This is a genomic window from Ignavibacteriales bacterium (assembly GCA_026390815.1).
GTDB lineage: Bacteria > Bacteroidota > Ignavibacteria > Ignavibacteriales > SURF-24 > JAPLFH01.
The window spans coordinates 19904-45487 of the sequence record JAPLFH010000013.1; the positions used below are offsets into that span (position 1 = coordinate 19904).

A 25584-nucleotide genomic window follows, 5' to 3' on the forward strand; every position below is an offset into this window, starting at 1 on the left:
ACCAAGAAATAATATCAGAAATTTACCCTGATACCAAGACTAAAATGACGAGGATTAAGAAACGACATTGATTCATCATTAGGCATATTGATATAAGATTTTGTTTCCTTTCTATGGTTGTTCGCTTTAGTAATCTCCGGATCGTTGTTGGGATTAGATTGAAGCGGATCATACGCTACATTACCAGGACGATATTCGCCGATCCGGTCATTTCCATTTTGATCGCCAGTTTCAAATGGGAAACAGAGTGATGTGAGATAATCCTGATAATCGTACGAATCTACAAAACCAGTCGTGTTAAGGAATTTAAAGTTAAATACATTTGAGATGTCCAGATAGAGTTGGAAATTCAATTTAAGAAGGTCGCCAAATCCACGGAAATCTTTTGCCAATCTCATATCGGCTCCAAAATAATCTACCCACTGAACATTGTTTGAAACGCCGGGGATATTATTTGGATTATACGTAGCGTGCGCTCCCGACTGCCAATTTGCAAGAATACTTAAACTCCAGCCACCAAGCGGATTCATGCCAAACATTACTGGACCAAAATCATCTGGTGAATCGAACTCAACGTTAGCTCTGGCATATGGCTGCGGTACTGGTTTAGATTGCTGTGGATTGAGTAATAAGTATGCACGCTGTTTGTTAAGGTCCTGAAAATATTGAGTTATATCAAAGTACCCTGAAGTAACTACATTATAAGTGTAGTTAATAAATCCCTTGAACCATCCTCCAGAAACTTTTGACAGGGTTACTTCAAATCCACGGATATCAGCATAGTTATTACTTGCAGCTTGATAATAATTAACTGATGTATTGATACTTTGATAGAGTATCCAACCGGGTTGATGAGTTACATCTTTATAATATGCGGCAAGATGAAGAAGTACTGTGTTGAATAAATTCTGCTCGTAGCCTAACTCATAAGCTATTGTCTTTTCATAGTTCATGTTAGGATTTCCCATATAGTCCACCTGACCATTAGCTTCTTGTTGAAGAAGGAACCTGTAAGAAGATGATGGTTCGGAAACGAAATGCCCATAATTAAAATACAATTTCGAATCCTCAGTTATTGGATGCGAAATTCCAAGCCGAGGGCTTAAATACATTTCTGATGTTGCCTTTTGCTTAGGCGAATTTTGAGTTATTAATTTACCTGCACCAGCGCTATATAAATTGTTATATGGATCGAGTTCCAAATAATCTGAATTTGGATTAGAATAATCGAATCTTGCACCAATGTTAGCAATGAAACCCTGGAATTCGAGTTTGTCCTGGGCATATACACCAAGTCGGTATGGGAAAATGTGGTATTGCAAATTTCTTGTCCATGTTGACATCGATGGGCTGTACGTGCCTGAACTGATATTCATATCATTATAATAAAACTGAAAGCCTGCCTTAACCTGGTTATATTTATCAAACTGACTTGTAAGATTGAACATTAAAGATGTAGTAGAGTTAACACTTTTATCACGACCAAGATTCATCCAACCACCCATACTCATTACTCCATCAATAGATCCGGTACTGTAACCCCAATAACCGTACGGCGCTTCGTCTACAAAATACCCGGCAATCGGCTCATAAATTTTTGAAGTATCACGGAGTTGACTCTGGAAAGTTTTATATCGATTTTCATTTCGCTGAAATGTTGCGTCATAGAAAGTTGTTGGACTTAACACATGCGTAAGTGATATTCCGATTACATTACGATAGATTGAGCTTGGGCTATATCTATCCGGCATGTATAAAACATTCATCCCATCAGTACTGGATAGAAGATCGGCGACTTCCGCCTGGCTTCTCATTAAATAACCAGTAGGAGTTGTTGTCCATTCATATGGAGATACCGAATGATCTTCTCCATAAATTCCCATAACTAAAAGTTTGATGTCCGGAGTGATATTAGAATTGAATTTCAATTCAAGGTGATTATCGGTATAAGCATCACGGGAAAGAGGAATAACAAACATATCACGTTCAGCAAAGTACGATAAATAGAAACGAAGGTTACCTAATTCCTGCCCAACAAACGGAACCGGACCGCCAAATCCCGCATCAATTGTATAATCAGGTTTGTTTATATCACCGGTGCGACGACGCTGCCACTCCCACAATTTCTTTGCACCCAAAGGTGTAAGATCATTCGCAGGATTATCATCCTGAAGTGTTTTTAACGCAATGGCATTCCATCCCTGAAAAGAAGGATAACTCTCCTTCGTATACTGATCCCATGCCCCGTTATTAGTGCCGGTCCAGCAAACTGTAGGATCAGTATAAGGACGGTTATAATATGAGTTCACATTGTACGGAGATATACCAAAATGCTTCTGTTGCGGTGAAGCGTAACTTACATTTATAGTTGCGGAATAACGATCCCGATCACCATCTTTTGTAATAACATTAACAATACCAGATCTTACATTGCCATATTCAGCATTAAATCCGCCAGTTTGTATCTGGATATTCTTTGCTGAAGCCAGACTAAGTGCGGAATATGGAATATTCGATCGTTCATCATTAAGACTGAAACCATCAACCAAATAGATTGTTTGGTTTGCACCTCCACCACGAACTAAGATACCGCTGCTTCCCTGCTGAATTCCAGCTTGTAATTTTAGAACTTCAGTAATAGTATGAACAGGCAATGTTTCGATATCTTCTGTTTTGATATTAAGTACACTGTTTGCCACGTCTTTTACAACCACTGGTTGGTGTGCAGAAACAACAACTTCACCCACTGTAAGAGTTGTTGTATGCAAATCAGCATTAACCACACTAGTCAAATCTATCTCAACTACAACACCCTTGATAGTAACCTTTTCATAACTTACCATACTGAATCTGATGTTGTAAGTACCAGGAGGAACATTTAAAATTGCATATGAGCCATCTGCATTCGTAGCCGCACCCATGGAAGTTCCTTCAACTATAATATTAACACCCATAAGTGGTTGTCCGGTTTCTGCATCGGTTGCTTTCCCAGCAATCTTTCCAGTTGTTCCTGCTGCAATGGGAACGGAGAAACCTAAAGATAATGTTATAAGCAAAACGTATACAAATTTCATTTTTAATCTCCTCTGATATATATAGTACTCAGAAAAACTTTTAGTCTCTCTTAATGGAAACATTATTATAGTGCGAAACTAAATGAGAATCTTTGTACATTATTTAAAACCTTGTGTGATATATAGGAATAGTCAAAAGCGAAACCGAATTTATGTACACCAAAACCTAATGTTAAACCATAATCATCCTGTTTAGTAACATAACCTGCACGAAGTGCTAAAGTATTCATAAAAACATACTCACCACCGATATTTAGATACTCAGAATATGAACGCGGATGGACTGCATCAATTGATAAAATAAAAGAATTATATTCGGACATAGTCGGGATAAAATCCATAAGATTCATTGATATCCCGAATCTGAATGTTAAGGGTAGTTGGAAACTCTCACGCTCATATGCAATCTCCCTGGAAAAATTGCTAATAGACATTCCGAAAGCTAGACTTTTGAATCCGGTTCTGTAAATCGTTCCAAAATCAAATGCAAGAACATTCAGGGAATACTTCTTCACTTCGTAAGTAGTATCCGTTGTTAACACTGAATCTATTATCACCTGGTTATAAACCGGAACCTGACTTGAACCGAGATTTTGATATGCATATTTTACTCTTCCACCAACAGCAAACTCCTCTGAAAGCCTTTTTCCATATACGAGTTTTATAGCATATGCGTATGGTTCAGGATAGCCAGCCAAATCAACAAAGCCCTGTTCATTACTGGCAACACTGGTAAATTTGAATTCACCGTAATTCACCCTTGTAAAATCAAGACCAAGCACTCCGTATTCTCCTTTGAATGGAGCAAATGCAAGAGAACCAGAAAAATATTTTATATCCGCAATCCACTTCATCTGACTCACACCGGCTTGTACCAAGGAAGTCATTTCAGATATCCCAGCCGGGTTAAAAAACAATGAAGTAGCAGTTCCGCCAACAGTAGTAACTGCCTCACCCATAGCTGTTGCTCTGGCATCTGTGCTTACACTAAGGAAACCAAATCCAGTTTGAGCTAATTTTACCTGAGAATATAAAGATGACATAAAAATAAACTGTGCTATAATTGATAGCAGAAGCGCAGGTAGAAATCGCCTCGAAATGAAGTTAGTAGTATTAATTTTCATAATATGCGATACTCCTTTGTTGGGATGCTAAAAAACTGAAGGTATAACAAGTGAGGAAATCATTTTGATAAGATCCTGAATGATTTGCCTTTGCTGATATATGATCTGTAAACACAATTAATCTTTTATTTATTGAATTGTATTATTATCAAACCTACTTAAACCAAAAGTTTAGAAGGGAAAAAACAAGAAAACAACTTTAATCAAAATACTTTACGAATTTTCTTTGGAAAATATTAAAGATAGAAATCAATATTTCCCTTTTTCGGTTGCAATATTAATCATTAAATACTCAAATGTCAATCAAATTATTTTATTGATATACGCGCGCATTGCGCCATAAAAATTGATACTCAATTTACAAGCATTAATTTCTGCTCTTTTCATTATATTTCAGTCAGCAAAAATTTTTTAATGCAAGATTAAACCAAGACGGTATTTATTGCGTCAAATTAACAAAAAAACTTAGGGTAATAAATATGAGTAAACGAGAAGTTGTATTTTTTTCAATACTAATTTCATTTGTTTTAATATCTGTTTCACCAGCTTTCAATCTATTATCGAATGAAAAAATTTATAACGATACTAATTACACTTCGGTTTCTACACAGCAACGACAGTTAGCTAACGACCATATTACAGGTTCAAGGAATAACCTGATTACAGAAACCGTAAAGAAAGTAAGTCCTGCTGTTGTTGGAATTAATGTTACTGAAACCAGAACATACAGGGATCCCTGGGCAAATGATCCTTTCTGGCGCCAGTTTTTTGGAGATCAAACCTACAACCAACAAATTAAAATGCTTGGATCTGGAACAATCATTTCTCCAGACGGTTATATTTTAACGAATGATCATGTTGCGGGAAATGCAGATAAAATTGTGGTAACGCTTACTAATGGAAATCATTTTAATGCTAAAGTTGTTGGAAACGATCCTGTTTCGGATATTTGTCTTCTTAAAATTGATGGTGAAAATCTTCCATCAATTAAAATGGGCAATTCTGAGGATGTAATGACTGGTGAATGGGTTATTGCCTTGGGAAATCCTTTTGGTTTATTCGAAATTAATGATCAGCCTACTGTTACCGTCGGGGTAATTAGTGCAAAAGGAATGAATCTGGACCCTGTAGATAATCGTTATTACCTTGGAATGCTTCAAACCGATGCTTCTATTAATAGTGGAAATAGCGGTGGACCCTTGGTAAATAGTGTGGGAGAATTAATAGGAATGAATACTTTGATTTATACCGGCGGTGGTGCAGGCAGCATCGGATTAGGATTTGCAATTCCAATTGATAAAATAAAAAAAATTATCGAAGACATAAAAAAACACGGTACTATTGACAGAAATTTCTGGATTGGAATGAGTGCCCAGACAATAGATGAAGGAATTGCTAAATACTATAAACTTGCAAGTACCCGCGGAGTAATTGTAACAAATGTAGAAAAAAATTCCCCCGCATTTAAAGCAGGAATTGAAGTTGGTGACATAATTTCTGAAATAGACAATTACAAAGTAAATAATTATCAATCTCTGATAGGAGTATTTCAGGAGTTTCGTACTGGTGAGTCTATCAATTTAAAAATTATGAGAGATAATAATCCTTTAACTAAAAAGATGACCCTGGAAAGAAAATATGATTGAAAGATACACACTTCCCGAAATGGGAAAAATCTGGCAAGACGAATTCAAATATAAAACCTGGCTCCGTATTGAAATTCTTGCTTGCGAAGCTCGCGCATTGTTTGGTGAAATTCCTGCTGAAGATTTAGATGTAATAAAATTAAAAGCAAATTTTGATGTGAAAAAAATTCTGGAGATTGAAGAAACAACCAAACACGATGTAATTGCGTTTCTTACCAATGTTGCTGAATATGTTGGACCAGAATCACGGCACATTCATTATGGAATGACCAGTTCCGATATTCTTGACACTTCCCTTTCCTGCCAGATGAAAGAAGCTGGTGAAATAATAATGCAAAAACTTGTTTCCTTAAAAAATATTTTAAAGAAACGCGCGCTCGAGCATAAATATACTCTTTGCATTGGAAGAACGCATGGAATCCACGCTGAGCCAACAACCATGGGACTTAAGTTTGCATTGTGGTTTGAAGAAACAAAAAGAAATATCAAGCGGTTAGAAAATGCTATTGAAGTAATAAGTGTCGGGCAGATTTCCGGAGCAGTCGGTACCTTCGAACATCTTTCCCCCAAAGTTGAAGAGTATGTTTGCGATAAAATGGGGTTAAAACCAGCCTTGGTTTCTACTCAGATTATCCAAAGGGATAGGCATGCCGAATTTTTATCTACCTTAGCAATAATTGGAACGACTCTGGAAAAAATAGCAATTGAAATACGGCATCTACAACGGACAGAAGTTTTGGAAGCAGAAGAATATTTTTCTAAAGGACAAAAAGGTTCTTCGGCAATGCCGCATAAACGAAATCCAATTACCTGCGAAAGGATTGCTGGTTTGGCGCGTGTTCTAAGAAGCAATTCAATGGCGGCGATGGAAAACGTTGCACTTTGGCACGAACGGGATATTTCGCATTCTTCTGTTGAAAGAATTATTGTCCCTGATAGTTGTATACTGCTCGATTATATGTTGAACCTTTCCAATAAACTAATTGATAATCTGTTGATCTATCCAGAAAATATGACTAAGAATTTAAATCTTACACGGGGATTGATCTATTCCCAAACAGTTCTTCTTAAACTTGTAAGCAACGGAGCATCCCGCGAAGATGCTTATAAGATGGTTCAAGTCCCAGCAATGGAAGTTTGGGCTAATCAAAACAAAACCTTAAAAGATGAATTGCTTAACTCATCTGAAGTAATGAAATTACTTTCTGTAAATGAATTAGAGGAAATTTTTAATTCGAAAAAAATATTGAAGAATATTGATTACATTTTTGCCCGTTCTGTAGAAACAGAATAAATAAAAGTTTTTTATCTGGAATTATTAACAGGCAAGTTTTGTTTTAAAGTTTGAATAAAAGGATTACGAAAAATGAAAAACCTATTCAAACCTTTAATTGCATTAGTTTTAAGCATGATTGCTCTTGCTTGTGGTGGTAATGCAGATAATTTAAGAAATGGTGAATTGGCTCCGGATTTTACTCTTCAGGATGCGCTTGGTAACAGCTATACACTTTCTACTTTCCGGGGTAAATCACCTGTTGTAGTTTATTTCTATCCGATGGCTGGAACTTCGGGCTGTACAAAAGAAGCTTGTAGTTTTCGCGATAATTGGAGTAAGTTCAAAGAAAATAATATTGTAGTATTTGGAATAAGCGTCGACTCTAAAGAAAAAATTAAAAAATTTATTGATGAAAACTCACTTAACTTTCCTCTACTTTCCGATAATGACAAAACCGTATGTAAGGAATATGGGGTTCTTAATAGTTTAGGTGTTGCAAGCAGAATTACATTTATTATCGACAAATTTGGTAACATCAACACAATTATAAGAGATGTAGATGTTTCTACTCATTCCGAGCAAGTATTTAATCTTACCACCAAGTTACTTTAGAATTAGGGAAGAGAATTAATAAAACAGAATACAAAAACTGGTAAAATAGAATACATCTTTAATCATCTTGCAACAAGTATTATGAATCTATTATTGAACATCTCACATATAGAATAAATCTCAAAAAATAATATTCCCATAGAAATCTTTCTATTTTTTTAATCCATCTTTTGTACTAAATTTACTTCGAAACAATAACAAAAGATATTGAAGATGAAATCAAAGAACACGATTTCAATAATTGATGATGCATCATTAATACTAAACTCAAAGGCAACAATTGATTCCCTTTTCGATCAGGAAAACACATTTAAAAAACTTATCGAATTCTATCCGGACATTCTGATTGTACAAAAGGAAGGAATGATTGTATATATTAATCCTGCAGGGGCAAAATTACTTGGTGGGGATCCGGAAAATTTTATTGGACAATTTTTTATAGATTTTGTACATCCTGATTTCAAAGAAGAAGTTAAATTGCGCTATAATAAATTTTTATCAAACAGAAATCAAAATAGACTGTTTGAAAAAAAATTACTACGTCTTGATAACACTGCAATTTTTGTAGAGACGGCTTCCAGGCAAATTAAATTACTTGGAGAAAAAGTAATCTTGGTTGTTGCAAGAGATATTTCTAATAGAAAAATTATCGAACAACATTTAAAAGAAAGTGAAGAAAGATTTCGAACATTATCAGAAAACTCCTACGATTTGATTTGTGAAATAAATGCGAATTCTAAGTTTATTTATCTAAGTCCAAATCTAAAAGAAATCCTGGGATATGATCCAAGCGAACTCTTACAAAAAAGTATTTTCAGTTATATTCATCCCCATGATTGGCCGGGTGTGCTTGATGAATTAAAGAAAGGTTATGGAAGTGTTATACTCCGATATATGCATAAGAACGGTGAGTGGCGCTGGTTTGAAAGTGCAGGAAGAAAATATACCACGGTTAAAGGAGAAGTAAGAGGGGTAATTGTTTCAAGAGATATTACTGAACGAAAATTGCTTGAACAAAAATTAATACAAACAGAAAAATTGATGGCAATTGGTGAGATGTCTGCGATGATTGCGCATGAATTCAGGAATGCGTTAACATCGGTAAAAATGATTCTTCAATTAACAATCGAATCTGAAAATTTAACTTCGACAGAAAAAAAATCTTTTGATGTTGCAATTAATTCAATTTTTCATATGGAGTCAGTAGTTCAGCAATTGCTGCATTTTTCACTTCCCACTTCAACTGAAATGAAACTTGAAAACTTGAATTCAGTTTTAAATGATTGTCTTCCATTTATTAAAATGCAGGCTAATAAAAAGAATATTAAAGTCATCAAAAAGTTTGATGCATCCATTCCTTTAGTGCTAATAAATAATGGCACTATGAAGGAATCCATAATTAACTTACTACTTAATGCCACTCAATCATTTGATAATTTCTCTTCAAGAATTTCGAGAAAAATAAGTATTACTTCTAAAAGGATTTTTTTGGATGAAACTATTAGAGATATTGACTATACCTTCAAATTTGAAAAATCTTTAATGAAACATGAAAGTAATACCGACATTGAGATTGTTATGGAAAAAGGAAATGAATGTGCATTGATTGAAATTAAAGATAATGGTTGTGGGATTGAAAAATATTATCTTTCAAGAATATTTGAACCATTTTTTACAACTAAGGAAAAAGGATCTGGATTAGGACTTTCAATTGTTAAAAGAACCATAAACGGTAATAATGGTATAATTAAAGTTGAAACCCGTAAATTGAAAGGAACTACTTTTAAAATTTATCTTCCGATATTGCGTCGAGGAAAATGAGAAATAAAGCAACAATATTAATCGCTGATGATGATGAAAAAATTTTATATGCTTTCAGAGAATTGCTTAAGAAAGATGGACACAAAAGTTTAACAGCAAAAAATGGAGTGGAAGTACTTGAAAAGTTTTATGCAAAAAAACCAGATGTTATTTTTCTTGATATTAAAATGCCATTAACTGATGGTCTGGAAATTCTTACAGAAATTAAAAAGGATAATCCCCATGTTCCAGTAATTGTTATTACTGGTTTCGGTACAATGCAAACTGCTGTAAAAGCAATACAGTTGGGCGCTTTCGATTACTTAACTAAACCTCTCGATTTATCAAAAGTTAGGGATACCATCCGGAAAGCTTTATTTACTTTAAAAGAATACAAATCAGTTTTTGTGGATCAGACAATTTACAATGCTGACATTGTTGAAAAGTACGATCTGATTGGCAATAGTATTCGAATGCAGGAAGTTTTTAAGTTGATTGGCTCCATTTCTACTACAACAAACACAACACCTGTTTTAATTGTTGGAGAAAGTGGAACCGGGAAGGAATTAGTTGCCAGGGCTATTCATAATAATAGTGCCAATTCCACAGAACCATTTATAGCTATAAATTGTACAGCATTTCCGGAAACTTTATTGGAATCGGAATTATTAGGATTTGAAAAAGGATCATTTACCGGGGCTTCTGACCGTAAATACGGAAAATTTGAATTGGCAGGAAGCGGAACAATTTTTCTTGATGAAATTGGAACACTCTCACTTAACTTGCAGCAAAAACTTTTAAGAATAATACAATCCCGCGAGTTTGAAAGAATTGGCGGCAACCTTGTGTTACCAATAAAAGCACGATTTATTGCGGCTACTAATATTGATATTGTAAATGAAGTTAGAAATGGCAGATTTAGGGAGGACTTATTCTATCGGCTTAATGTTGCCTCTGTTTATTTAACTCCACTTCGCCATAGAAAGGAAGATATACTGCAATTAGCAAACTATTTCCTTGCAAAATATAATTATAGTTTAAATAAATCCATTAGAGGATTTTCTGATGAAACAATCAGAGTGCTTTCAGAGTATCCTTTCCCAGGGAATGTTAGAGAACTTGAGAATATTATAGAAAGAGCCGTTATGCTTTCTAAGGGGGACGTAATCCTTGCTGATTCGCTTAAGGAATATTTATACCCTGTAAATAAATCCAAGGATTCTATTCCAATTACTGATGAGAACTTTTCGGAATCCAGAACTTATGTTCTGGAATTATTTGAGATAGAATTCTTAAACAATCTTTTATCAAAGTATCGTGGCAATGTTTCACTTTCAGCAAAAGCATCCAAAATGACAAGACAGAACTTTCAACGATTGATGAAAAAACATAACATTACTTCTAAAACTTTTAAGCAATAAATTTCTACTTTGTCACTTTTCGCTTGACAAAATGTAAACCGAATTATTGCACTTTAAATATTCCAAAAACCAGAAACCTTTCTTTCGGTTATTTTTATAATAATAACTCGTGGCATAATTTTGCATAGTATAAAGTAAAAATAGAAAGGTTATAAAATGGCAGACCGCAATAATATTCAAGAAGAAATTCTTCCCGTTGAATTATCTGAAATTGAAATTTTAAATGAAAAACCAACAGTTTTAGTTATTGATGACGATACAAAAATTCTTGAGGCTTTCAGAATGCTTATGGAATCTGAAAATTGTAATATGATTGCGGCTACCGATGTAATAGAAGCTTTAAAAAAAATCGATGGTAAACACATTGATTTAATCATCACTGATTTTATGCTTAAAACAAAATCAAGTGTTGAGATTTTTTCTTTAGTAAAGAAAACGCACCCAAAAGTTCCGATAGTTGTTATGACTGGATACCCGGAATTAATAAGTGAAAAAGATGTACATATGTTTGGAGGGAATTTTTTCTTAACCAAACCCCTGGAACTTGGAAAACTTAGAAAAGTAATCAGAAATTACTGTAGTCCATTAAAAATTGGTCGGTAGTTAAAAATTTGAAATAAATTCTCGACTATTAATTGTGAATCTGATCCTTTTAAATTGCTCCATTTTAAGGAGGTATATTATGGAAAAAGATATTGAGCACAAATTAGAAATGATAAAAGCAGTTCAATTTACACTGTTAACCAATAGTGATATCACATCTTCTAACTCAAAACTTATTGAAACTGTGAACACTTTAAATGATTACATTCAGAAATTGGGGAGTGTCAATAAGGTTCAACAATCAAATAAAAGCTTTGATAATTCAGAAGGATATACAATTGAAGAACAGTTTTCCAGGATATTTCTTAGGATTGTTTATGCTCTAAATAGCTTTGCATCGATGGTTGAAAATGTTGAATTAATGACAGAAACTTCAACATTAAAATATCATTTAAATAAAATTAAAGGGGATGATCTGCTTGAAAAAGGTAAACTGATGCTTAACTATGCAATAAGTAATTTCCCTTCCCTGGAACATTTTGGAATTACTGAAAGACTGCTTACAGATTTTGAATCTACATTAAGAAATTTCAGCGAATCTTTATCAGGTGATATTAGTTCTTTTAATCCGGAATTGGAAGATGAAAACGAAGATTTTAATATTGATGAAGTAATAGATTTTATTGAAAATACTGTAGATAATCAAGTTAAATCAATCAGAGGCACTTTTCCTAAATTCTATAATGAATATCAAACTTCCAGGATGAATAACAAATTAGCGAGTCAATTGAAGAATGCTGAGCAGTCTTCGTTTAAATATTATTATTAACTTAACACAAAGTTTTTCTAAACATAATTCAGTAATTAAAAAAAGGTCAGAATTAATTCTGACCTTTTTATTTTAATTTGTAATAAGATGTAAATTATATATCGAACTTAATTCCTTGTGCAAGAGGTAAATCAGTTCCATAATTAATCGTGTTTGTTTGCCGGCGCATATAAGCCTTCCAGGCATCAGAACCAGATTCTCGACCACCTCCAGTTTCTTTTTCGCCACCAAATGCACCACCAATTTCTGCACCGGATGTACCAATATTTACATTAGCTATTCCGCAATCAGAACCTTCACAGGATAAATATTTTTCTGCTTCTCTTAAATTAAGTGTAAAAATTGCGGAAGATAATCCCTGAACAACATTATTCTGAATTTCAATAGCTTTAGTAACATCTCCCTTGTATTTTATTAAATAAAGGATTGGAGCAAAAGTTTCTTCCTGTACGATTGCAAAATGGTTTTCTGCTTCCACAATTGCAGGTTTAACATAACAGCCGGAACCATATCCTTCACCATTAATTATTTCACCACCACAAACAATATTTCCACCTTGTTTTTTTGCCATTTCAAGTGCAGTGGAAAACATAGATACAGCTTCCTTGTCAATCAATGGTCCAACGTGATTCTTTTCATCAAGCGGGGTTCCGATTTTCAATCCACCATATGCTTTAACTAAAGATTCTTTTACTTTTTCATAAATAGATTCATGAACAATCAATCTTCTTGTTGTTGTGCATCGTTGTCCTGCAGTACCAACTGCACCAAAAACAATTGCAGGTATAGCCATCTTCAAATCAGTAAATTCAGTTAAGATAATTGCGTTGTTACCACCCAATTCCATAATAGTTTTTCCAAATCGTCTTGCAACAACTTCGTTTGCGTGTCTGCCAACAGAGGTTGAACCTGTTAGAGAAACTAACGGAATTCTTTTATCAGAAAGCATTCTCTCACCAACTGTAGAACCTTTTCCAATCACAAGATTGAAAACTCCTTCAGGCAAATTATTTTCTTTAAGCACTTCCGCAATAATTTTTTGTGTAGCAATTGCTGTTAAAGGAGTTTTAGATGAAGGTTTCCATAAACTTACATCTCCGCAAACCGCAGCAAGCATTGCATTCCAAGCCCACACTGCAACTGGAAAATTAAAAGCAGAGATAATCAATACAACACCAAGTGGATGATACTGATCATACATTCTATGGTTGGGTCGTTCGGAATGCATTGTAAATCCATAAAGCTGCCGAGATTGCCCGACTGCAAAATCGCAAATATCAATCATCTCCTGAACTTCCCCTAAACCTTCCTGAAGTGACTTTCCCATTTCATAAGAAACAAGCTGTCCGAGTGGATTTTTATACTGACGAAGTCTATCGCCAATCTGTCTTACAATTTCTCCGCGTTTAGGGGCAGGAAATTTCCGCCAGACTTTAAATGCTTCTTCAGCTTTTGTCATAATTACTTCATAATCTGCTTCAGATGCCTGAAAAACTGAAGAAATAAACTCTCCGTTTGCAGGAGAATAAATTTTTAATTCTTTTTCAGTCTTCGATTCATTCCATAATTGACCGCTTGATGAACCATAATTTTTATCTTCAATTCCTAAGACTTTAAGGAAATCGAGATTGAGTTCTAATTCTTTTGCTGCCATAAGGATTCCTTCAATTTTATTAAAAAACCATTTTTATTTTAGTTTTATCAAATACTGTTTAAAAAAATTGCTTTAATTTTTGGTCATCAAGTTAAGTTTTTCTTCAATTACAAACAAATGCAATTGAAAGTGCCAAATAAAATTTCTAATTTAACAGTAGAAATAAAACAGCCACTTATGAAAATGTGCCATACAAGATTTATAAATTTCTACAATACTACAGGTTTCAAATCCCTTAGAAGCTATTTCATCTCCAATTGGGAAAATGTATTCTAATCTAACATTATTTTTCCTTATACAATTCTAAAAGTAATATCGATTTTATAAATAATTGATTTTTAAACTTTCTAAACCAGAAGAGAATTATGGTAATAGGTATTAGAAGAGAAGACAAAAATGAGTGGGAAAGAAGAGTTCCACTTGTTCCCAAGGATTTAAAAGAATTAAAAGAAAAGTATGGTATTGAAACAGTTGTTCAATCATCTCCAATTAGGTTTTTTAACGATGACGATTTCAAAAATGAAGGAATTTCAATAGATGAAGATATAAGTATTGCTGACACAGTATTTTCGGTTAAAGAAATACCACTTCATTATTTTCAGAAAGGCAAAACGTACGTTTTCTTTGCTCATGTAATTAAAGGACAGCAGTATAATATGCCAATGTTGAGAAGAATGATGGATTTGGAATGCAGCCTTATTGATTATGAAAGAATAGTAAATGAAAAGAACCAAAGATTAATTTTCTTTGGAAAATACGCTGGTAATGCCGGAATGATTGAAACACTTCACCTTCTTGGTCAAAAACTAAAACTTGAAGGATATAAAACTCCATTTGAAAATATTAAGCAGCCTTATCAATATGCTTCTCTTGAAGAAGCTAAAGAAGATTTGAGGAAGATTAGTGAAATAATAAAATCAGAAGGTTTACCCTCAAAAATAACTCCAATCATTATTGGATTTGCCGGGTATGGCAATGTTTCTAAGGGTGCACAGGAAATTTTTGATATTCTTCCTAATAAAATTATTCCTGCAGATATGCTAACAAGATTGCACGATAGTCTTACACTTGATTCTTCGAATCTTTATAAAGTTGTTTTTAAAGAAGAAGATATGGTGGAACGAAAAGATAAGCAGCCATTTGAAAGACAAGAATATTTTGAGTATCCAGAACGGTTCGAATCAATTTTTGAAAAATATATTCCATTCTTAAGTGTTCTTATTAACTGTATTTTCTGGACAGAAAAATATCCTAAATTTGTAACTAAAAGTTTTCTGCAGAATGATTACGTAAAACAATCCAGACAAAAGCTAAAAATAATTGGTGATATTAGCTGCGATATAAACGGCTCGATAGAAATTACTTACAAAGCTACTAAACCCGATAATCCAGCTTTCACTTATAATTTTAAAGATGATTCATTCAAAGACGGAGTGCATAACAAAGGTGGAATTACTGTTATGGCAGTAGATAATTTACCCTGCGAATTTCCGGGTGAAGCTTCAATTGCATTCTCATCGGTTCTAAAAGAATTTGCCCATCAAATTGCCAAAGCAGATTTTCATAATGATTTTGATGAATTAGAATTACCTGAACCAATCAAAAGAGCATTGGTTCTTCATAAAGGAAAATTAACCAAAGATTATCAGTATTTAAGTTCATTCTTAAATAAGGAGGAAAAATGAAAAAGGTACTTGTACTCGGTGCTGGCTTGGTTAGCAAACCAGGTGTTCAGTATTTATTAAAACAAAAAGATATTGAAGTTACTGTGGCTTCCAGAACTGTTAGTAAAGCAGAAAAATTAATAAAAGGATTTCCAAACGGAAAAGCTGTTGAAGTAAATGTGGAAAACCAAGATGACTTAGCAAAGGTAGTTAAAGACTGTGACATAGCTATAAGTCTGTTACCATGGATTCATCATTTAAAAGTTGCTGACTTTTGTATTGAATACGGTAAACATATGGTAACTACTTCCTATGTAAGCGAAGGAATGAAAAAGTTGGATGAACCGGCTAAACAAAAAGGATTATTGTTCTTAAACGAACTTGGCGTTGATCCAGGAATTGATCATATGTCGGCAATGAAAATTATTGATGAAGTATATGCTGAAGGTGGAAAAGTGCTCCACTTCTATTCATATTGTGGTGGTTTGCCCGCACCGGAGAATAATGATAATCCATTTGGTTATAAATTTTCCTGGAGTCCAAGAGGTGTGGTTCTTGCTTCCCGCAACTCATCTAAGTTTTTGGAGAATGGTGAAATTGTTAATATCGAAGGGAAAAATTTATTTCTGAACTTTAAGGTTGAAGAGATTGAAGGACTTGGAAAATTTGAAGTTTATCCAAATAGAGATTCTACCCCATACAAAGAAATCTATGGTTTGAAAGATGCACTTACTGTTAAACGAGGTACTTACAGAAACATTGGATGGTGCGAAACATTTAAGAAGATTGTGGATTTAGATTTAGTAGATGAAACTCCACGCGAGGAATTAAAAGATGTAACCTTCAAACAAATGATGGCTAAAATTGTTGGCTGTAAAGAAACAGATGATGTAAAAGCTAAGGTGGCAGAAAAAATTAATTTGCCTGTTGATCATCATGTTCTTGGCAGGCTGGAATGGCTTGGTTTATTCTCTGATGATAAAGTTTCTAAAATAAATAACAGGTTAGATATACTCAGTGATCGACTCCAGGAAAAACTTGTTTTTAAGGAAGGTGAGAAAGATTTGTTAATTCTGCGTCATCGTTTTATTGTTGAAAACAAAGATAAAACAAAAGATATGATCACTTCCACATTAATTGATTTCGGAATTCCTTTCGGTGATTCATCTATGGCAAGAACAGTTAGCTTGCCAATGGCTATTGGAACAAAGCTTCTTGCGGAAGGCAAAATTAAAGCAAGTGGAGTTCATATTCCTAATACTAAAGATCTGTACGAACCAATCCTGACTGAATTGGAAACATTGAACATTAAAATGGATGAAAAACGGTGGAGAATCTAACAATTTCGGATTGCTGATTTTTGATCATGGAATTTAAAAAGTATTGTAATTCATAATTCATTTTTTTTATATTTGAATTGTCTTTTTTCACAAATTAAACTACTTGCTTGATGCGGCTCCACAGTGGAGCCGTCATCATTTTAAAACAGCCTACCCCTTAATCCCCTTCCTAAGGAAGGGGAAAGGAAATCTCAATCAACAAATTTGGAAACAGAGATATTTTATTTTTTTATTCGTTGATATTAAAGAGTTTTTATAAGTTTAGGATATAAATTGTTTTTAATTCAATTTAAGAATTGCATATGTCAAGAAACAAAGATTTAGAATTAGTTGGATCAAAGTCCCCCTCTTTGGGAGGGGGATTTAGGGGGAGGCTATTTATCGTCAGCACTCCGATTGGTAATTTAAAAGATATAACACTCCGCGCGTTGGAAGTTCTACGAGATGTAGATTTTGTTATTTGCGAAGATACAAGAGTAACCGGAGTATTGCTTAACCATTATGAAATTAAAAAAGAATTGATCTCATTCAATGCTCACAGCGAATCTTCTAAAATAAATTTTGTGTTGGAACGAATAAGAAATGGAAAATCCTGCGCATTGGTTTCTGATGCTGGTACACCTGGGATCTCTGATCCAGGAGTACGATTGGTTAATGCTGCAATTAAGGAAGAAATACCGGTTGAACCAATTCCCGGAGTTTCTGCTGTTATTACTGCTTTAAGCATTGCCGGACTTCCAACGGATTCATTCATCTTCGAAGGATTTATTCCCCAGAAAAAAGGAAGGCAGAAAATATTAAAGCAGCTTGCTGAGGAAGATAGAACAATTGTTTTGTACGAATCAACTTACAGGATTGAAAAGCTCCTGAATGAATTAAACGAATTTATGCCTGAGAGATTTGTTGTTGTTGCACGAGAACTTACTAAAAAATTTGAAGAAGTCTGGCGGGGTGATGCAGCCCAATTGGTTGAAGAAGTAAAATCAAAAACAATAAAAGGCGAGTTTGTGGTTATTATCGCTCCGAAAAATTGGAAAGAACAGATTGTTTAATTAAAACCGGAAAGAGAAATGAAATCGAATCATTTTTATTATTTTATTTCTCTTTCCGGTTATATCAAAAAAAAAAAACTACTTAACTAAGGACATCTTTTTAATTTCCACTAAGCCATTCAATTCAAGTTTATAAAAATAAATCCCGCTATTTAAATTACTTGCGTCGAACGTAGCTATATAATTTCCACGATTTTTATATTCGTTAACTAACATTCCAACTTCTTCTCCTAATGCATCAAAGACAACCAGTTTAACATTGCCGGGATTGTTTACTGTAAATTTTATATTTGTAGTCGGATTAAATGGATTAGGATAATTTTGACTAACCAGATAATTGTCAGGTGATTTATCTATACTACTTTCCTGAACATCAAGAGGAACTTCTCCACCTTTTGCTGGAATTACTTCCAATGCAGATATTTTCCCTCTATTTTTTGTTGGTTTAAAACGTATTGTAAGAGTATCATCCAAGACAGTTACATCAAATTTTTTTACTATTGCAGTTGCTGGACCTACTTCTGCAAGAATGTCAAAGTCATTTAATTTTATATCTCCTTCAATTTCCACACTGAACACTCTGTCACCTATTTTTCCTGGTTGGCCACCCGGGCAATCCCAGTAGATTTCCGCAAAATGCATTGCCACAGTATAATCTCCGTTCTTTACCGGAATATTATAACTAAATAAACCTAGATCATTATCTGCAGCGCGTTCAGTAAAATACAGTTCATCATACTTTGTATTTTTAATATCCCAAATACTTGGATTACTATATTTATAAGTGCCTGTGTAATATTTATCAGCTTCAAATACAATTCCGGAGTACTCTACTCTTGGTCCTCCACAATTAATTCTTATTGATGGTTGAATTTGACCATAATTTATTGAAGTTGCACCAAAATATATAATTGCAAATACTATAATCAACTTAAAAATAGTTTCTATTAATTTAATTGAAATCATTTTATCACCCTCTTGTTTTGTTTGATCATCGCACTTAATTATGCTTCCTAATAAAAGATAACAAGTCCTGGATAAAGGTCAAGAAGTTATTAATATTTGTGCGAAGAATCACCGGAGTCAAAATTCAATTAAAATTGAATGGAATATGTTTGATGATTAGAAGGTTAATTTTTTCCGAACATAAACAATAATGGTTGCCAAAGGATTTTTGCCCAAGCAGATTCATTATGATCTGCAGTTTTATCAACAAGAATTTCAAAATCCTCATTTTGCCGGTAACCTTTTTGTTTTAACAGTTCGATGGTTTCATCTAAACCGGGCTGGATTATTTTCTCAATATTAATTCCCCCATTATAGAAAAATATTTTTATTGGTTTAGATTCGCCATTATAATCTCTTACTTTAGGCAAATAATCAAAATGATAAACTTTAACTGCTGGTGATAAACAACCAGCCATTGAAAAAACATTAGAATATTCCCACACAAGCATAAAGGAAATCAATCCACCCATAGAACTTCCCATTGTAGCCGTATTTTTTCTGTCCTTTAATGTGCGATAGTTTTCATCAATGAATGGCTTTAATTTTTCAACAATAAATTTCATATAAGCGTAACCGGAATCAGTGTAAGAATATTCCGCAGTTCGATTTGGTGTATTATAAATTCCAACAATAATAATCTCTTTCATCTTTCCTTTCTTTATCAGGCTATCAGCCGTTTCATCAACTTGCCAATCAACTCCGAACGTAGAAGTCAATGGATCGACAATATTTTGTCCATCATGTATATACAAAACTGGATAACGTTTTGATTTTTCTTTATCATAACTTGGTGGAAGCCAAACAATAATATCTCTTGGATTAATTCCCTCACCTTCCATATTCCGATGATATTTTACAATACCGGTAATCTGCCCTTGGAAATGATTTTTTACACTTCCCCATTTTGCAATTTTATAAGTTATAACTGTATCATTTGTTACTGTCAAAGAATTATTACGCGGAACTGAATTATCAGACTTGAGAGCTTCCTGCCCCCAGGATCCTAATGTAAATTTATAAAGAAGATCTTTATTGATATCAAATGAAAATTCTTTTTTCCAACTGGCATCAGCCTGTTTTTCCAGGCTGATTAAGCCAGGATTCCATCCACCGAATTGAGGATCATTCCCAGTTATAAAAACTTGGTCAGTTACTAATAGAGAATCGGTAATTACAATAACAGTAATTTTTTTTATTTCTTTTTCCTGAGCGTTAACAAAACCATTAAGTATTAGTAATGCAATCAATAAAAAATATTTCACAAGCAAATCCTAATAAATGTATTATTCAAACTGTTTTCTGAATTCTGCAAATTGATCTTTCAGTTGGTTCACTTCATTCTGAAGCATTTCTACCACTGATTCCAATTTTGCAGTTCGATCTTCCTCATTTGTAATTTCTATTTTTTCCACAAGAACAGGCTGACCACAGAATAAATGGGAATAACGTCTTTCTTTCATTCCCACCTGGCGCTCAAGTTTAATTACAAATGGACCATCTTCGCGTCTGTTCAAATTTTCCAAAGTCTCATCAATTTCATTCAAGCTTTGAAAATTAAAAAGTCTTCCTGAACGAGATCGGATTTCTCCCGCAGTTTGAGGACCTCTTAACATCAATACAGTTAACGAAGCAATTTCTTTTGGACCCAATTTTAATTCTTCAACAAAAGATTGTTTGAATTTTGGAACCCTACCAGCGGATTCAACCATCCTCACAAATCTTTTTCCACGTAACAGCTCAATCGTTACTTCAACATCTTCTTCGGTGTAGGATACAACTGGTTCGCGATTCGATTTTTGATTGCAAGCATTTGTTAAAGAATTTAATGAAAGTGGATAATATTCCGGAGTTGTAATTTCTTTCTCAATTAAAGAACCGATTACCCGTACTTCTTTTTCTGTTAATAAAAGATTCACATTTCCCTCAAGGATTAATTTTTATTTCCATTTAATACTACAGCCAATACTCGGTTTCTGGTCAGTATCAACTGGAGCTCCAGCAATCATTTTTTCCAGTGTATTTTTAATTGAATCACCCGTTACTGGAATATTTAGTGAAGGTCTGGAGTCATCAAATTGACCTCTGTAAACCAGTTGCAAGTCTTTATCAAAAATATAAAACTCAGGTGTACACTCTGCTTTATAAGCCCTTGCAATATCCTGGCTTTCATCATAAAGATATGGGAAAGTAAATCCAATTTTAGCGGCAACCTCTTTCATCCTTTCAGGAGAATCTTCCGGATATTTGATGACATCATTAGAACTTATGGCAGCAAATGAAATTCCTTTAACTTGAAATTCTTTAACAACCTGTGATAATTTATTTTGGATGTGGATTACATAAGGACAATGATTACAAATAAACATAACTACAGTAGCTATGGTCGATTTAATCTCCATTAAACTTACTACTTTACCAGAAATTGTGTCTGGTAAATTAAAGTCAGGAGCTTTTGTTCCAAGAGGAAGCATATTAGATTCAACAGCCATATCAATTCCTTTCCTTTATTTTAAATTAACTACGACAAAATTTATCTCTTTGTATTAAATCTAACAAGGAAAAAATCATATCAATTAATCTTTGTAAAGAATTACTTTGCATTAATAAAGCTTGATTGCTTTAAAAAGGAATTTTGTATAAGTTTGTTTTAGCAACAAGTTAACCAAACTTATGTATATATTAAAATTGGTTTTCATTTCATTTCTTCTTATCTGGACAAATCTTTTTTCCGAAGTAAAAAAAGTATATGTGTTAACAATAGATGGCACAATTAATCCTGCATCAGCAGATTATATTAAATCCGGCATTGCCACAGCCGTTGAAGATAATGCAGAGTGTCTCATCATCAAATTAAATACTCCTGGTGGACTGCTAAAATCCACCAGAGTGATTGTAACTGAATTACTCAAGTCTCCAATTCCAATTATTGTTTATGTTTCACCATCAGGTTCTCAGGCTGCCTCTGCAGGAGTATTTGTAACCTTAGCCGCACATATTGCAGCAATGGCTCCGGGAACTAACATCGGTGCTGCTCATCCAGTTACTCTCGAAGGAAAAATGGATACGGTGATGATGGAGAAAGCAACAAATGACGCTGCCGCATTTATTAAAACTATTAGCGAGAATCGGAAAAGGAATATTAAGTGGGCGGAAGATGCAGTTAGGAAAAGTGTTTCGATTACCGAAACAGAAGCATTAAAAGATTCTGTAGTAAATTTAATTGCAGCAAATCTTAATGAACTTTTAATAAAGATTGACGGACAAGAAGTTGAAACTGTAAAAGGTAAAAAGATATTAAAAACAGCAAATGCTACAATCATTCAAAAAGAAATGAGCTTCCAGCAAAAAATATTGGATTTGTTGAGTGATCCAAATATTGCATACATACTTTTTATGATCGGCTTTTATGGAATTCTTTTTGAGCTGTATAATCCAGGCGCAATTTTTCCTGGCGTTGTTGGAGTAATAGCTTTGATACTTGCCTTTTATTCGCTTCACACCTTACCTGTAAACTACGCTGGTTTGGCGCTTATCATCTTTGCAATAATTCTTTTTGTTCTTGAAATAAAAATTGTCAGTCACGGACTTCTTTCTGTTGGAGGCACGATTTCACTTATCTTAGGCTCAATTATGTTAATTAACTCAGATTCATTTTTTGAAACAACTAAAATTTCCTGGGAAGTAATATTTTTCGTTGTGCTGTTTACTGTTCTGTTTTTCTCATTTGCAATTGGAATGGGAATAAAAGCACAAAAAAGAAAACCTGTAACAGGTGTTGAAGGGATAATTGGAGAAATAGGTGAAACGCTTACTGATTTAACACCACAAGGTAAAATTCGTGTTCACGGAGAAATATGGTCAGCAGAAAGTATTGAAGGAAATCTTGGTAAAGGAGAAAAAGTTGTTGTGGCAGAAATTTTTGGATTAAAACTTCGAATAAGAAAATCAATTTAATGTGTTAAGGAGGTTCAAATGCAAGCGGTACCAGCATTCTTTTTTATTTTAATCATGTTTGTTGTCATCATTCTTTCCAGTTCAATAAAAATTTTACGTGAATATGAAAGAGGTGTAGTTTTTCGTTTAGGTAGATTGATTGCAGCAAAGGGTCCGGGAATTATTTTTTTAATCCCGATTGTTGATAGAATGGTAAGAGTAAGTTTAAGGACAGTAGTTATGGATGTTCCTGAACAGGATGTTATTACCAAAGATAATGTTTCTTTAAAAGTTAATGCGGTTGTTTATTTCAGAGTATTTCAACCGGAAAAAGCAATTGTTGAAGTTGAAAATTACTTACACGCTACCTCTCAACTTTCGCAAACTACTCTCCGTAGTATTTTAGGACAATCGCAGCTTGATGAACTACTTTCTGAAAGAGAAAAAATAAATGCTGAATTGCAAACTATCATTGATCATATGGCTTCGCAATGGGGAATTAAGGTTTCCAATGTGGAAGTTAAACATGTAGATCTGCCAATCGAAATGAAGCGCGCAATGGCAAAGCAAGCAGAAGCTGAGCGGGAACGCCGCGCTAAAGTTATTCATGCTGATGGTGAATTCCAGGCAAGTCAGAAACTTTATGATGCTGCGAAAATTTTAAGTGAAAATCCAGTTTCTATCCAATTAAGATTTTTACAAACTTTAACAGAAATTGCAACTGAGAAAAATTCAACTACAATCTTCCCAGTTCCAATTGATCTGTTGGCGCCATTTATTAAGAAATCTAAAAAAAATAAGGAAGGTAATTAGTAATACCTGATCAAAATACACATACTGGATGTTCGACGATGGATTACTATTATTTCCCGAACATCCGGTATTTTTGATTATTTCATTTTGTTCAGTTTTTCCTTTTCAGATTTTTTCAATCCGCTTACAACCAGATCATAAGAATGATCTATCATTTCCAACAATTCTTTTTCTGAAATTAAATTATCGATTGTAACTGTATTCCAATGTTTTTTATTCATATGGTAACCGGGTTGAACTGCCTCATATCTTTCTCTTAATTCTATTGCTTTTTCAGGATCGCATTTCAAATTAATAGTAAAAGGAAGATCAACCAAATCGGTAAGTGCAAAAATCTTTCCCATCACTTTAAACACCAGTGTATTTTCATCAAAAGGAAATTCTTCTGTTACTCCCATTTTCTTAAGACAATATTTTCTGAAGGATTCAATATTCATTTATTTTTCCTAAGTTCTCTTAAAATTATTCTTATATAAATTTAATTATTTGTTTTATCTTTCCAATAACGATTTATAAAATTATTTAACAGGAAATTTGTAATGTCAAAATTAACAATGGTTTTATTCTTAGTGGTTTTATTTTTCTCAAGTAGTCTGCCACAATCGAATTCTACTCAGTTCGTATCAGTTAATGGAAAAGAAATAATCTCTCCTGATGGCAAACCTTTATTGCTAAAAGGAATAAATCTTGGCAACTGGCTGGTACCGGAAGGATACATGTTTAAATTTGAGAAAACCAGTTCCTGGCGACTTATTCACCAGGTAATAGCTGAGTTGATCGGACCAGATGAAGCAAACACCTTTTGGAATAAATATCATGAGAATTACATTACTCACGAGGATATTAAATTTATCAAAAGTATTGGATTGAACTCCGTAAGAATTCCTTTTGATTTCAGACTCTTCACTCCAGAAGAACAACCAGATGTATGGATAGAAACCGGATTCAAATTACTAGATAAAGTTATTGGATGGTGTAAGAAAGAAAATATTTATGTTGTACTTGATATGCACTGTGCTCCTGGCGGACAAACAGGTGATAACATTGATAATTCCTGGGGTTATCCCTGGCTCTTTGTAAGTAAAAAAAGCCAACAAAGAACCATTGAAATTTGGAAGAGGATTTCAGAACGATATAAAGATGAAACAATTTTAGTTGGTTATGATTTTTTCAATGAACCAATCGCAACTTACTTTGAGGCTGACAGAGCTACTTTGAATGCACAACTTGAACCTCTGTACAAAGAAATTACTTCGACAGTTAGAGCTGTAGATAAAAATCATTTAATTTTTCCTGGAGGAGCTCAGTGGAATACAAACTTTAAAATATTCGGTGCTCCATTCGATTCAAAATTAGTTTATAACTTTCATAAATATTGGTGCGATACTACTCAAGACCAAATTCAAGAGTACGTTGATTACGGGAATAAATACAGTGTTCCGCTTTGGATGAGTGAATCCGGTGAAAATACAAATGAATGGATTGGTGCGTGGCGCAGACTTATGGAGAAAAATAATATAAGCTGGTGTTTCTGGCCTTATAAAAAGATGGATGCGACGAGCTGTCTTGTACAGTTTAACCGTCCTGAAGGATACCAAAAAGTGATTGACTACGCAGAAGTTCCAAGAAATTCATTTGAAGATATCAGAAAACTTCGTCCGAATGTTGAAGAAGTTAAAAAAGCGTTGGAAGGATTTCTGGAAAATTGTCAATTTAAAAACTGCACTCCAAATAAAGGATATATAAAAGCGTTGGGATTAAATATAGCAGATTAAATTTCATTTAAACTATTGCT

The 25584-nt window shown here is 33.8% G+C and carries 21 protein-coding genes; 13 read left to right on the forward strand and 8 right to left on the reverse strand.

From position 1 onward, the window contains the following. Positions 1-14: 14 nt before the first annotated feature. Positions 15-3074: a TonB-dependent receptor gene (locus NTX22_05870; GenBank protein MCX6150031.1), complete on the reverse strand. Its 3060-nt coding sequence runs from the start codon at positions 3072-3074 to the stop codon at positions 15-17. Positions 3075-3139: 65 nt separating this feature from the next. Continuing rightward, on the reverse strand, positions 3140-4198 hold the full coding sequence (locus NTX22_05875; protein ID MCX6150032.1) for a PorV/PorQ family protein: 1059 nt from the start codon (positions 4196-4198) through the stop codon (positions 3140-3142). A gap of 479 nt (positions 4199-4677) precedes the next feature. On the opposite strand from NTX22_05875, the gene NTX22_05880 reads away from it, so the two are divergent. The 7 genes from NTX22_05880 to NTX22_05910 all read left to right on the forward strand — a co-directional run bounded on the left by NTX22_05880 (position 4678) and on the right by NTX22_05910 (position 12325). Continuing rightward, entirely contained in the window at positions 4678-5844 is a 1167-nt protein-coding gene (locus NTX22_05880) for a trypsin-like peptidase domain-containing protein (GenBank protein MCX6150033.1), read from the forward strand. Beyond that, positions 5837-7138: an adenylosuccinate lyase gene (purB, locus tag NTX22_05885; GenBank protein MCX6150034.1), complete on the forward strand. Its 1302-nt coding sequence runs from the start codon at positions 5837-5839 to the stop codon at positions 7136-7138. Before NTX22_05880 ends, purB begins: the two co-directional genes overlap by 8 nt. Positions 7139-7210: 72 nt before the next feature. Further along, positions 7211-7732 (forward strand): peroxiredoxin, encoded by a 522-nt coding sequence (locus NTX22_05890; GenBank protein ID MCX6150035.1) that lies wholly within the window; start codon positions 7211-7213, stop codon positions 7730-7732. A 213-nt stretch (positions 7733-7945) separates the two neighbouring features. Further along, complete coding sequence (locus tag NTX22_05895; GenBank protein MCX6150036.1) at positions 7946-9553, forward strand: PAS domain S-box protein; 1608 nt, start codon at positions 7946-7948, stop codon at positions 9551-9553. Beyond that, the gene (locus NTX22_05900) at positions 9550-10953 is read left to right on the forward strand and encodes a sigma-54 dependent transcriptional regulator (GenBank protein MCX6150037.1); all 1404 of its coding nucleotides are present in this window, start codon (positions 9550-9552) and stop codon (positions 10951-10953) included. Before NTX22_05895 ends, NTX22_05900 begins: the two co-directional genes overlap by 4 nt. Positions 10954-11109: 156 nt before the next feature. After that, complete coding sequence (locus NTX22_05905; protein MCX6150038.1) at positions 11110-11556, forward strand: response regulator; 447 nt, start codon at positions 11110-11112, stop codon at positions 11554-11556. Positions 11557-11635: 79 nt separating this feature from the next. Then, entirely contained in the window at positions 11636-12325 is a 690-nt protein-coding gene (locus NTX22_05910; protein ID MCX6150039.1) for a hypothetical protein, read from the forward strand. A 94-nt stretch (positions 12326-12419) separates the two neighbouring features. Here the strand turns inward: NTX22_05910 and NTX22_05915 are convergent, their stop codons facing one another. Beyond that, positions 12420-13979, reverse strand: coding sequence for an aldehyde dehydrogenase family protein (locus tag NTX22_05915; GenBank protein MCX6150040.1), 1560 nt, complete (start codon positions 13977-13979; stop codon positions 12420-12422). A 365-nt stretch (positions 13980-14344) separates the two neighbouring features. On the opposite strand from NTX22_05915, the gene NTX22_05920 reads away from it, so the two are divergent. From NTX22_05920 to rsmI, 3 genes are all read left to right on the forward strand, one after another. Next, on the forward strand, positions 14345-15664 hold the full coding sequence (locus NTX22_05920; GenBank protein ID MCX6150041.1) for a bifunctional lysine ketoglutarate reductase /saccharopine dehydrogenase family protein: 1320 nt from the start codon (positions 14345-14347) through the stop codon (positions 15662-15664). After that, positions 15661-16983, forward strand: a complete 1323-nt coding sequence (locus NTX22_05925; GenBank protein ID MCX6150042.1) for a saccharopine dehydrogenase NADP-binding domain-containing protein — start codon at positions 15661-15663, stop codon at positions 16981-16983. Before NTX22_05920 ends, NTX22_05925 begins: the two co-directional genes overlap by 4 nt. 302 nt (positions 16984-17285) lie before the next feature. Beyond that, a complete protein-coding gene (rsmI, locus tag NTX22_05930; protein ID MCX6150043.1) occupies positions 17286-18035 on the forward strand; it encodes a 16S rRNA (cytidine(1402)-2'-O)-methyltransferase in 750 nt (249 codons plus the stop codon). 78 nt (positions 18036-18113) lie between these two features. Here rsmI and NTX22_05935 read toward each other — a convergent pair whose 3' ends face one another. The 4 genes from NTX22_05935 to NTX22_05950 all read right to left on the reverse strand — a co-directional run bounded on the left by NTX22_05935 (position 18114) and on the right by NTX22_05950 (position 21532). Next, complete coding sequence (locus tag NTX22_05935) at positions 18114-19001, reverse strand: malectin domain-containing carbohydrate-binding protein (GenBank protein ID MCX6150044.1); 888 nt, start codon at positions 18999-19001, stop codon at positions 18114-18116. Positions 19002-19165: 164 nt separating this feature from the next. After that, entirely contained in the window at positions 19166-20305 is a 1140-nt protein-coding gene (locus tag NTX22_05940) for an alpha/beta hydrolase-fold protein (GenBank protein ID MCX6150045.1), read from the reverse strand. A 21-nt stretch (positions 20306-20326) separates the two neighbouring features. Beyond that, positions 20327-20959 carry a YceH family protein gene (locus NTX22_05945; GenBank protein MCX6150046.1) on the reverse strand — a complete coding sequence of 211 codons (633 nt, stop codon included), beginning with the start codon at positions 20957-20959 and terminating at the stop codon, positions 20327-20329. Positions 20960-20980: 21 nt separating this feature from the next. Beyond that, complete coding sequence (locus NTX22_05950; protein ID MCX6150047.1) at positions 20981-21532, reverse strand: thioredoxin family protein; 552 nt, start codon at positions 21530-21532, stop codon at positions 20981-20983. Positions 21533-21713: 181 nt separating this feature from the next. On the opposite strand from NTX22_05950, the gene NTX22_05955 reads away from it, so the two are divergent. Next, complete coding sequence (locus tag NTX22_05955) at positions 21714-22997, forward strand: nodulation protein NfeD (GenBank protein ID MCX6150048.1); 1284 nt, start codon at positions 21714-21716, stop codon at positions 22995-22997. An 18-nt stretch (positions 22998-23015) separates the two neighbouring features. After that, a complete protein-coding gene (locus NTX22_05960; protein ID MCX6150049.1) occupies positions 23016-23789 on the forward strand; it encodes a slipin family protein in 774 nt (257 codons plus the stop codon). Positions 23790-23866: 77 nt separating this feature from the next. On the opposite strand, the gene NTX22_05965 is transcribed toward NTX22_05960, so the two are convergent. Next, entirely contained in the window at positions 23867-24226 is a 360-nt protein-coding gene (locus NTX22_05965) for an MmcQ/YjbR family DNA-binding protein (GenBank protein ID MCX6150050.1), read from the reverse strand. Between the two features lie 102 nt (positions 24227-24328). Here NTX22_05965 and NTX22_05970 point away from each other — a divergent pair, with 102 nt between their 5' ends. Further along, positions 24329-25564 (forward strand): cellulase family glycosylhydrolase, encoded by a 1236-nt coding sequence (locus NTX22_05970; protein ID MCX6150051.1) that lies wholly within the window; start codon positions 24329-24331, stop codon positions 25562-25564. Positions 25565-25584: the final 20 nt, after the last annotated feature.

What these genes read in the sequence shown, in the direction of transcription:
- NTX22_05870 (MCX6150031.1), bottom strand. Translation starts at nt 3,074, where the DNA reads ATGAAATTTGTATACGTTTTGCTTATAACATTATCTTTAGGTTTCTCC.
- NTX22_05875 (MCX6150032.1), bottom strand. Translation starts at nt 4,198, where the DNA reads ATGAAAATTAATACTACTAACTTCATTTCGAGGCGATTTCTACCTGCG.
- NTX22_05880 (MCX6150033.1), top strand. Translation starts at nt 4,678, where the DNA reads ATGAGTAAACGAGAAGTTGTATTTTTTTCAATACTAATTTCATTTGTT.
- purB (MCX6150034.1), top strand. Translation starts at nt 5,837, where the DNA reads ATGATTGAAAGATACACACTTCCCGAAATGGGAAAAATCTGGCAAGAC.
- NTX22_05890 (MCX6150035.1), top strand. Translation starts at nt 7,211, where the DNA reads ATGAAAAACCTATTCAAACCTTTAATTGCATTAGTTTTAAGCATGATT.
- NTX22_05895 (MCX6150036.1), top strand. Translation starts at nt 7,946, where the DNA reads ATGAAATCAAAGAACACGATTTCAATAATTGATGATGCATCATTAATA.
- NTX22_05900 (MCX6150037.1), top strand. Translation starts at nt 9,550, where the DNA reads ATGAGAAATAAAGCAACAATATTAATCGCTGATGATGATGAAAAAATT.
- NTX22_05905 (MCX6150038.1), top strand. Translation starts at nt 11,110, where the DNA reads ATGGCAGACCGCAATAATATTCAAGAAGAAATTCTTCCCGTTGAATTA.
- NTX22_05910 (MCX6150039.1), top strand. Translation starts at nt 11,636, where the DNA reads ATGGAAAAAGATATTGAGCACAAATTAGAAATGATAAAAGCAGTTCAA.
- NTX22_05915 (MCX6150040.1), bottom strand. Translation starts at nt 13,979, where the DNA reads ATGGCAGCAAAAGAATTAGAACTCAATCTCGATTTCCTTAAAGTCTTA.
- NTX22_05920 (MCX6150041.1), top strand. Translation starts at nt 14,345, where the DNA reads ATGGTAATAGGTATTAGAAGAGAAGACAAAAATGAGTGGGAAAGAAGA.
- NTX22_05925 (MCX6150042.1), top strand. Translation starts at nt 15,661, where the DNA reads ATGAAAAAGGTACTTGTACTCGGTGCTGGCTTGGTTAGCAAACCAGGT.
- rsmI (MCX6150043.1), top strand. Translation starts at nt 17,286, where the DNA reads ATGTCAAGAAACAAAGATTTAGAATTAGTTGGATCAAAGTCCCCCTCT.
- NTX22_05935 (MCX6150044.1), bottom strand. Translation starts at nt 19,001, where the DNA reads ATGATTTCAATTAAATTAATAGAAACTATTTTTAAGTTGATTATAGTA.
- NTX22_05950 (MCX6150047.1), bottom strand. Translation starts at nt 21,532, where the DNA reads ATGGCTGTTGAATCTAATATGCTTCCTCTTGGAACAAAAGCTCCTGAC.
- NTX22_05955 (MCX6150048.1), top strand. Translation starts at nt 21,714, where the DNA reads ATGTATATATTAAAATTGGTTTTCATTTCATTTCTTCTTATCTGGACA.
- NTX22_05960 (MCX6150049.1), top strand. Translation starts at nt 23,016, where the DNA reads ATGCAAGCGGTACCAGCATTCTTTTTTATTTTAATCATGTTTGTTGTC.
- NTX22_05965 (MCX6150050.1), bottom strand. Translation starts at nt 24,226, where the DNA reads ATGAATATTGAATCCTTCAGAAAATATTGTCTTAAGAAAATGGGAGTA.
- NTX22_05970 (MCX6150051.1), top strand. Translation starts at nt 24,329, where the DNA reads ATGTCAAAATTAACAATGGTTTTATTCTTAGTGGTTTTATTTTTCTCA.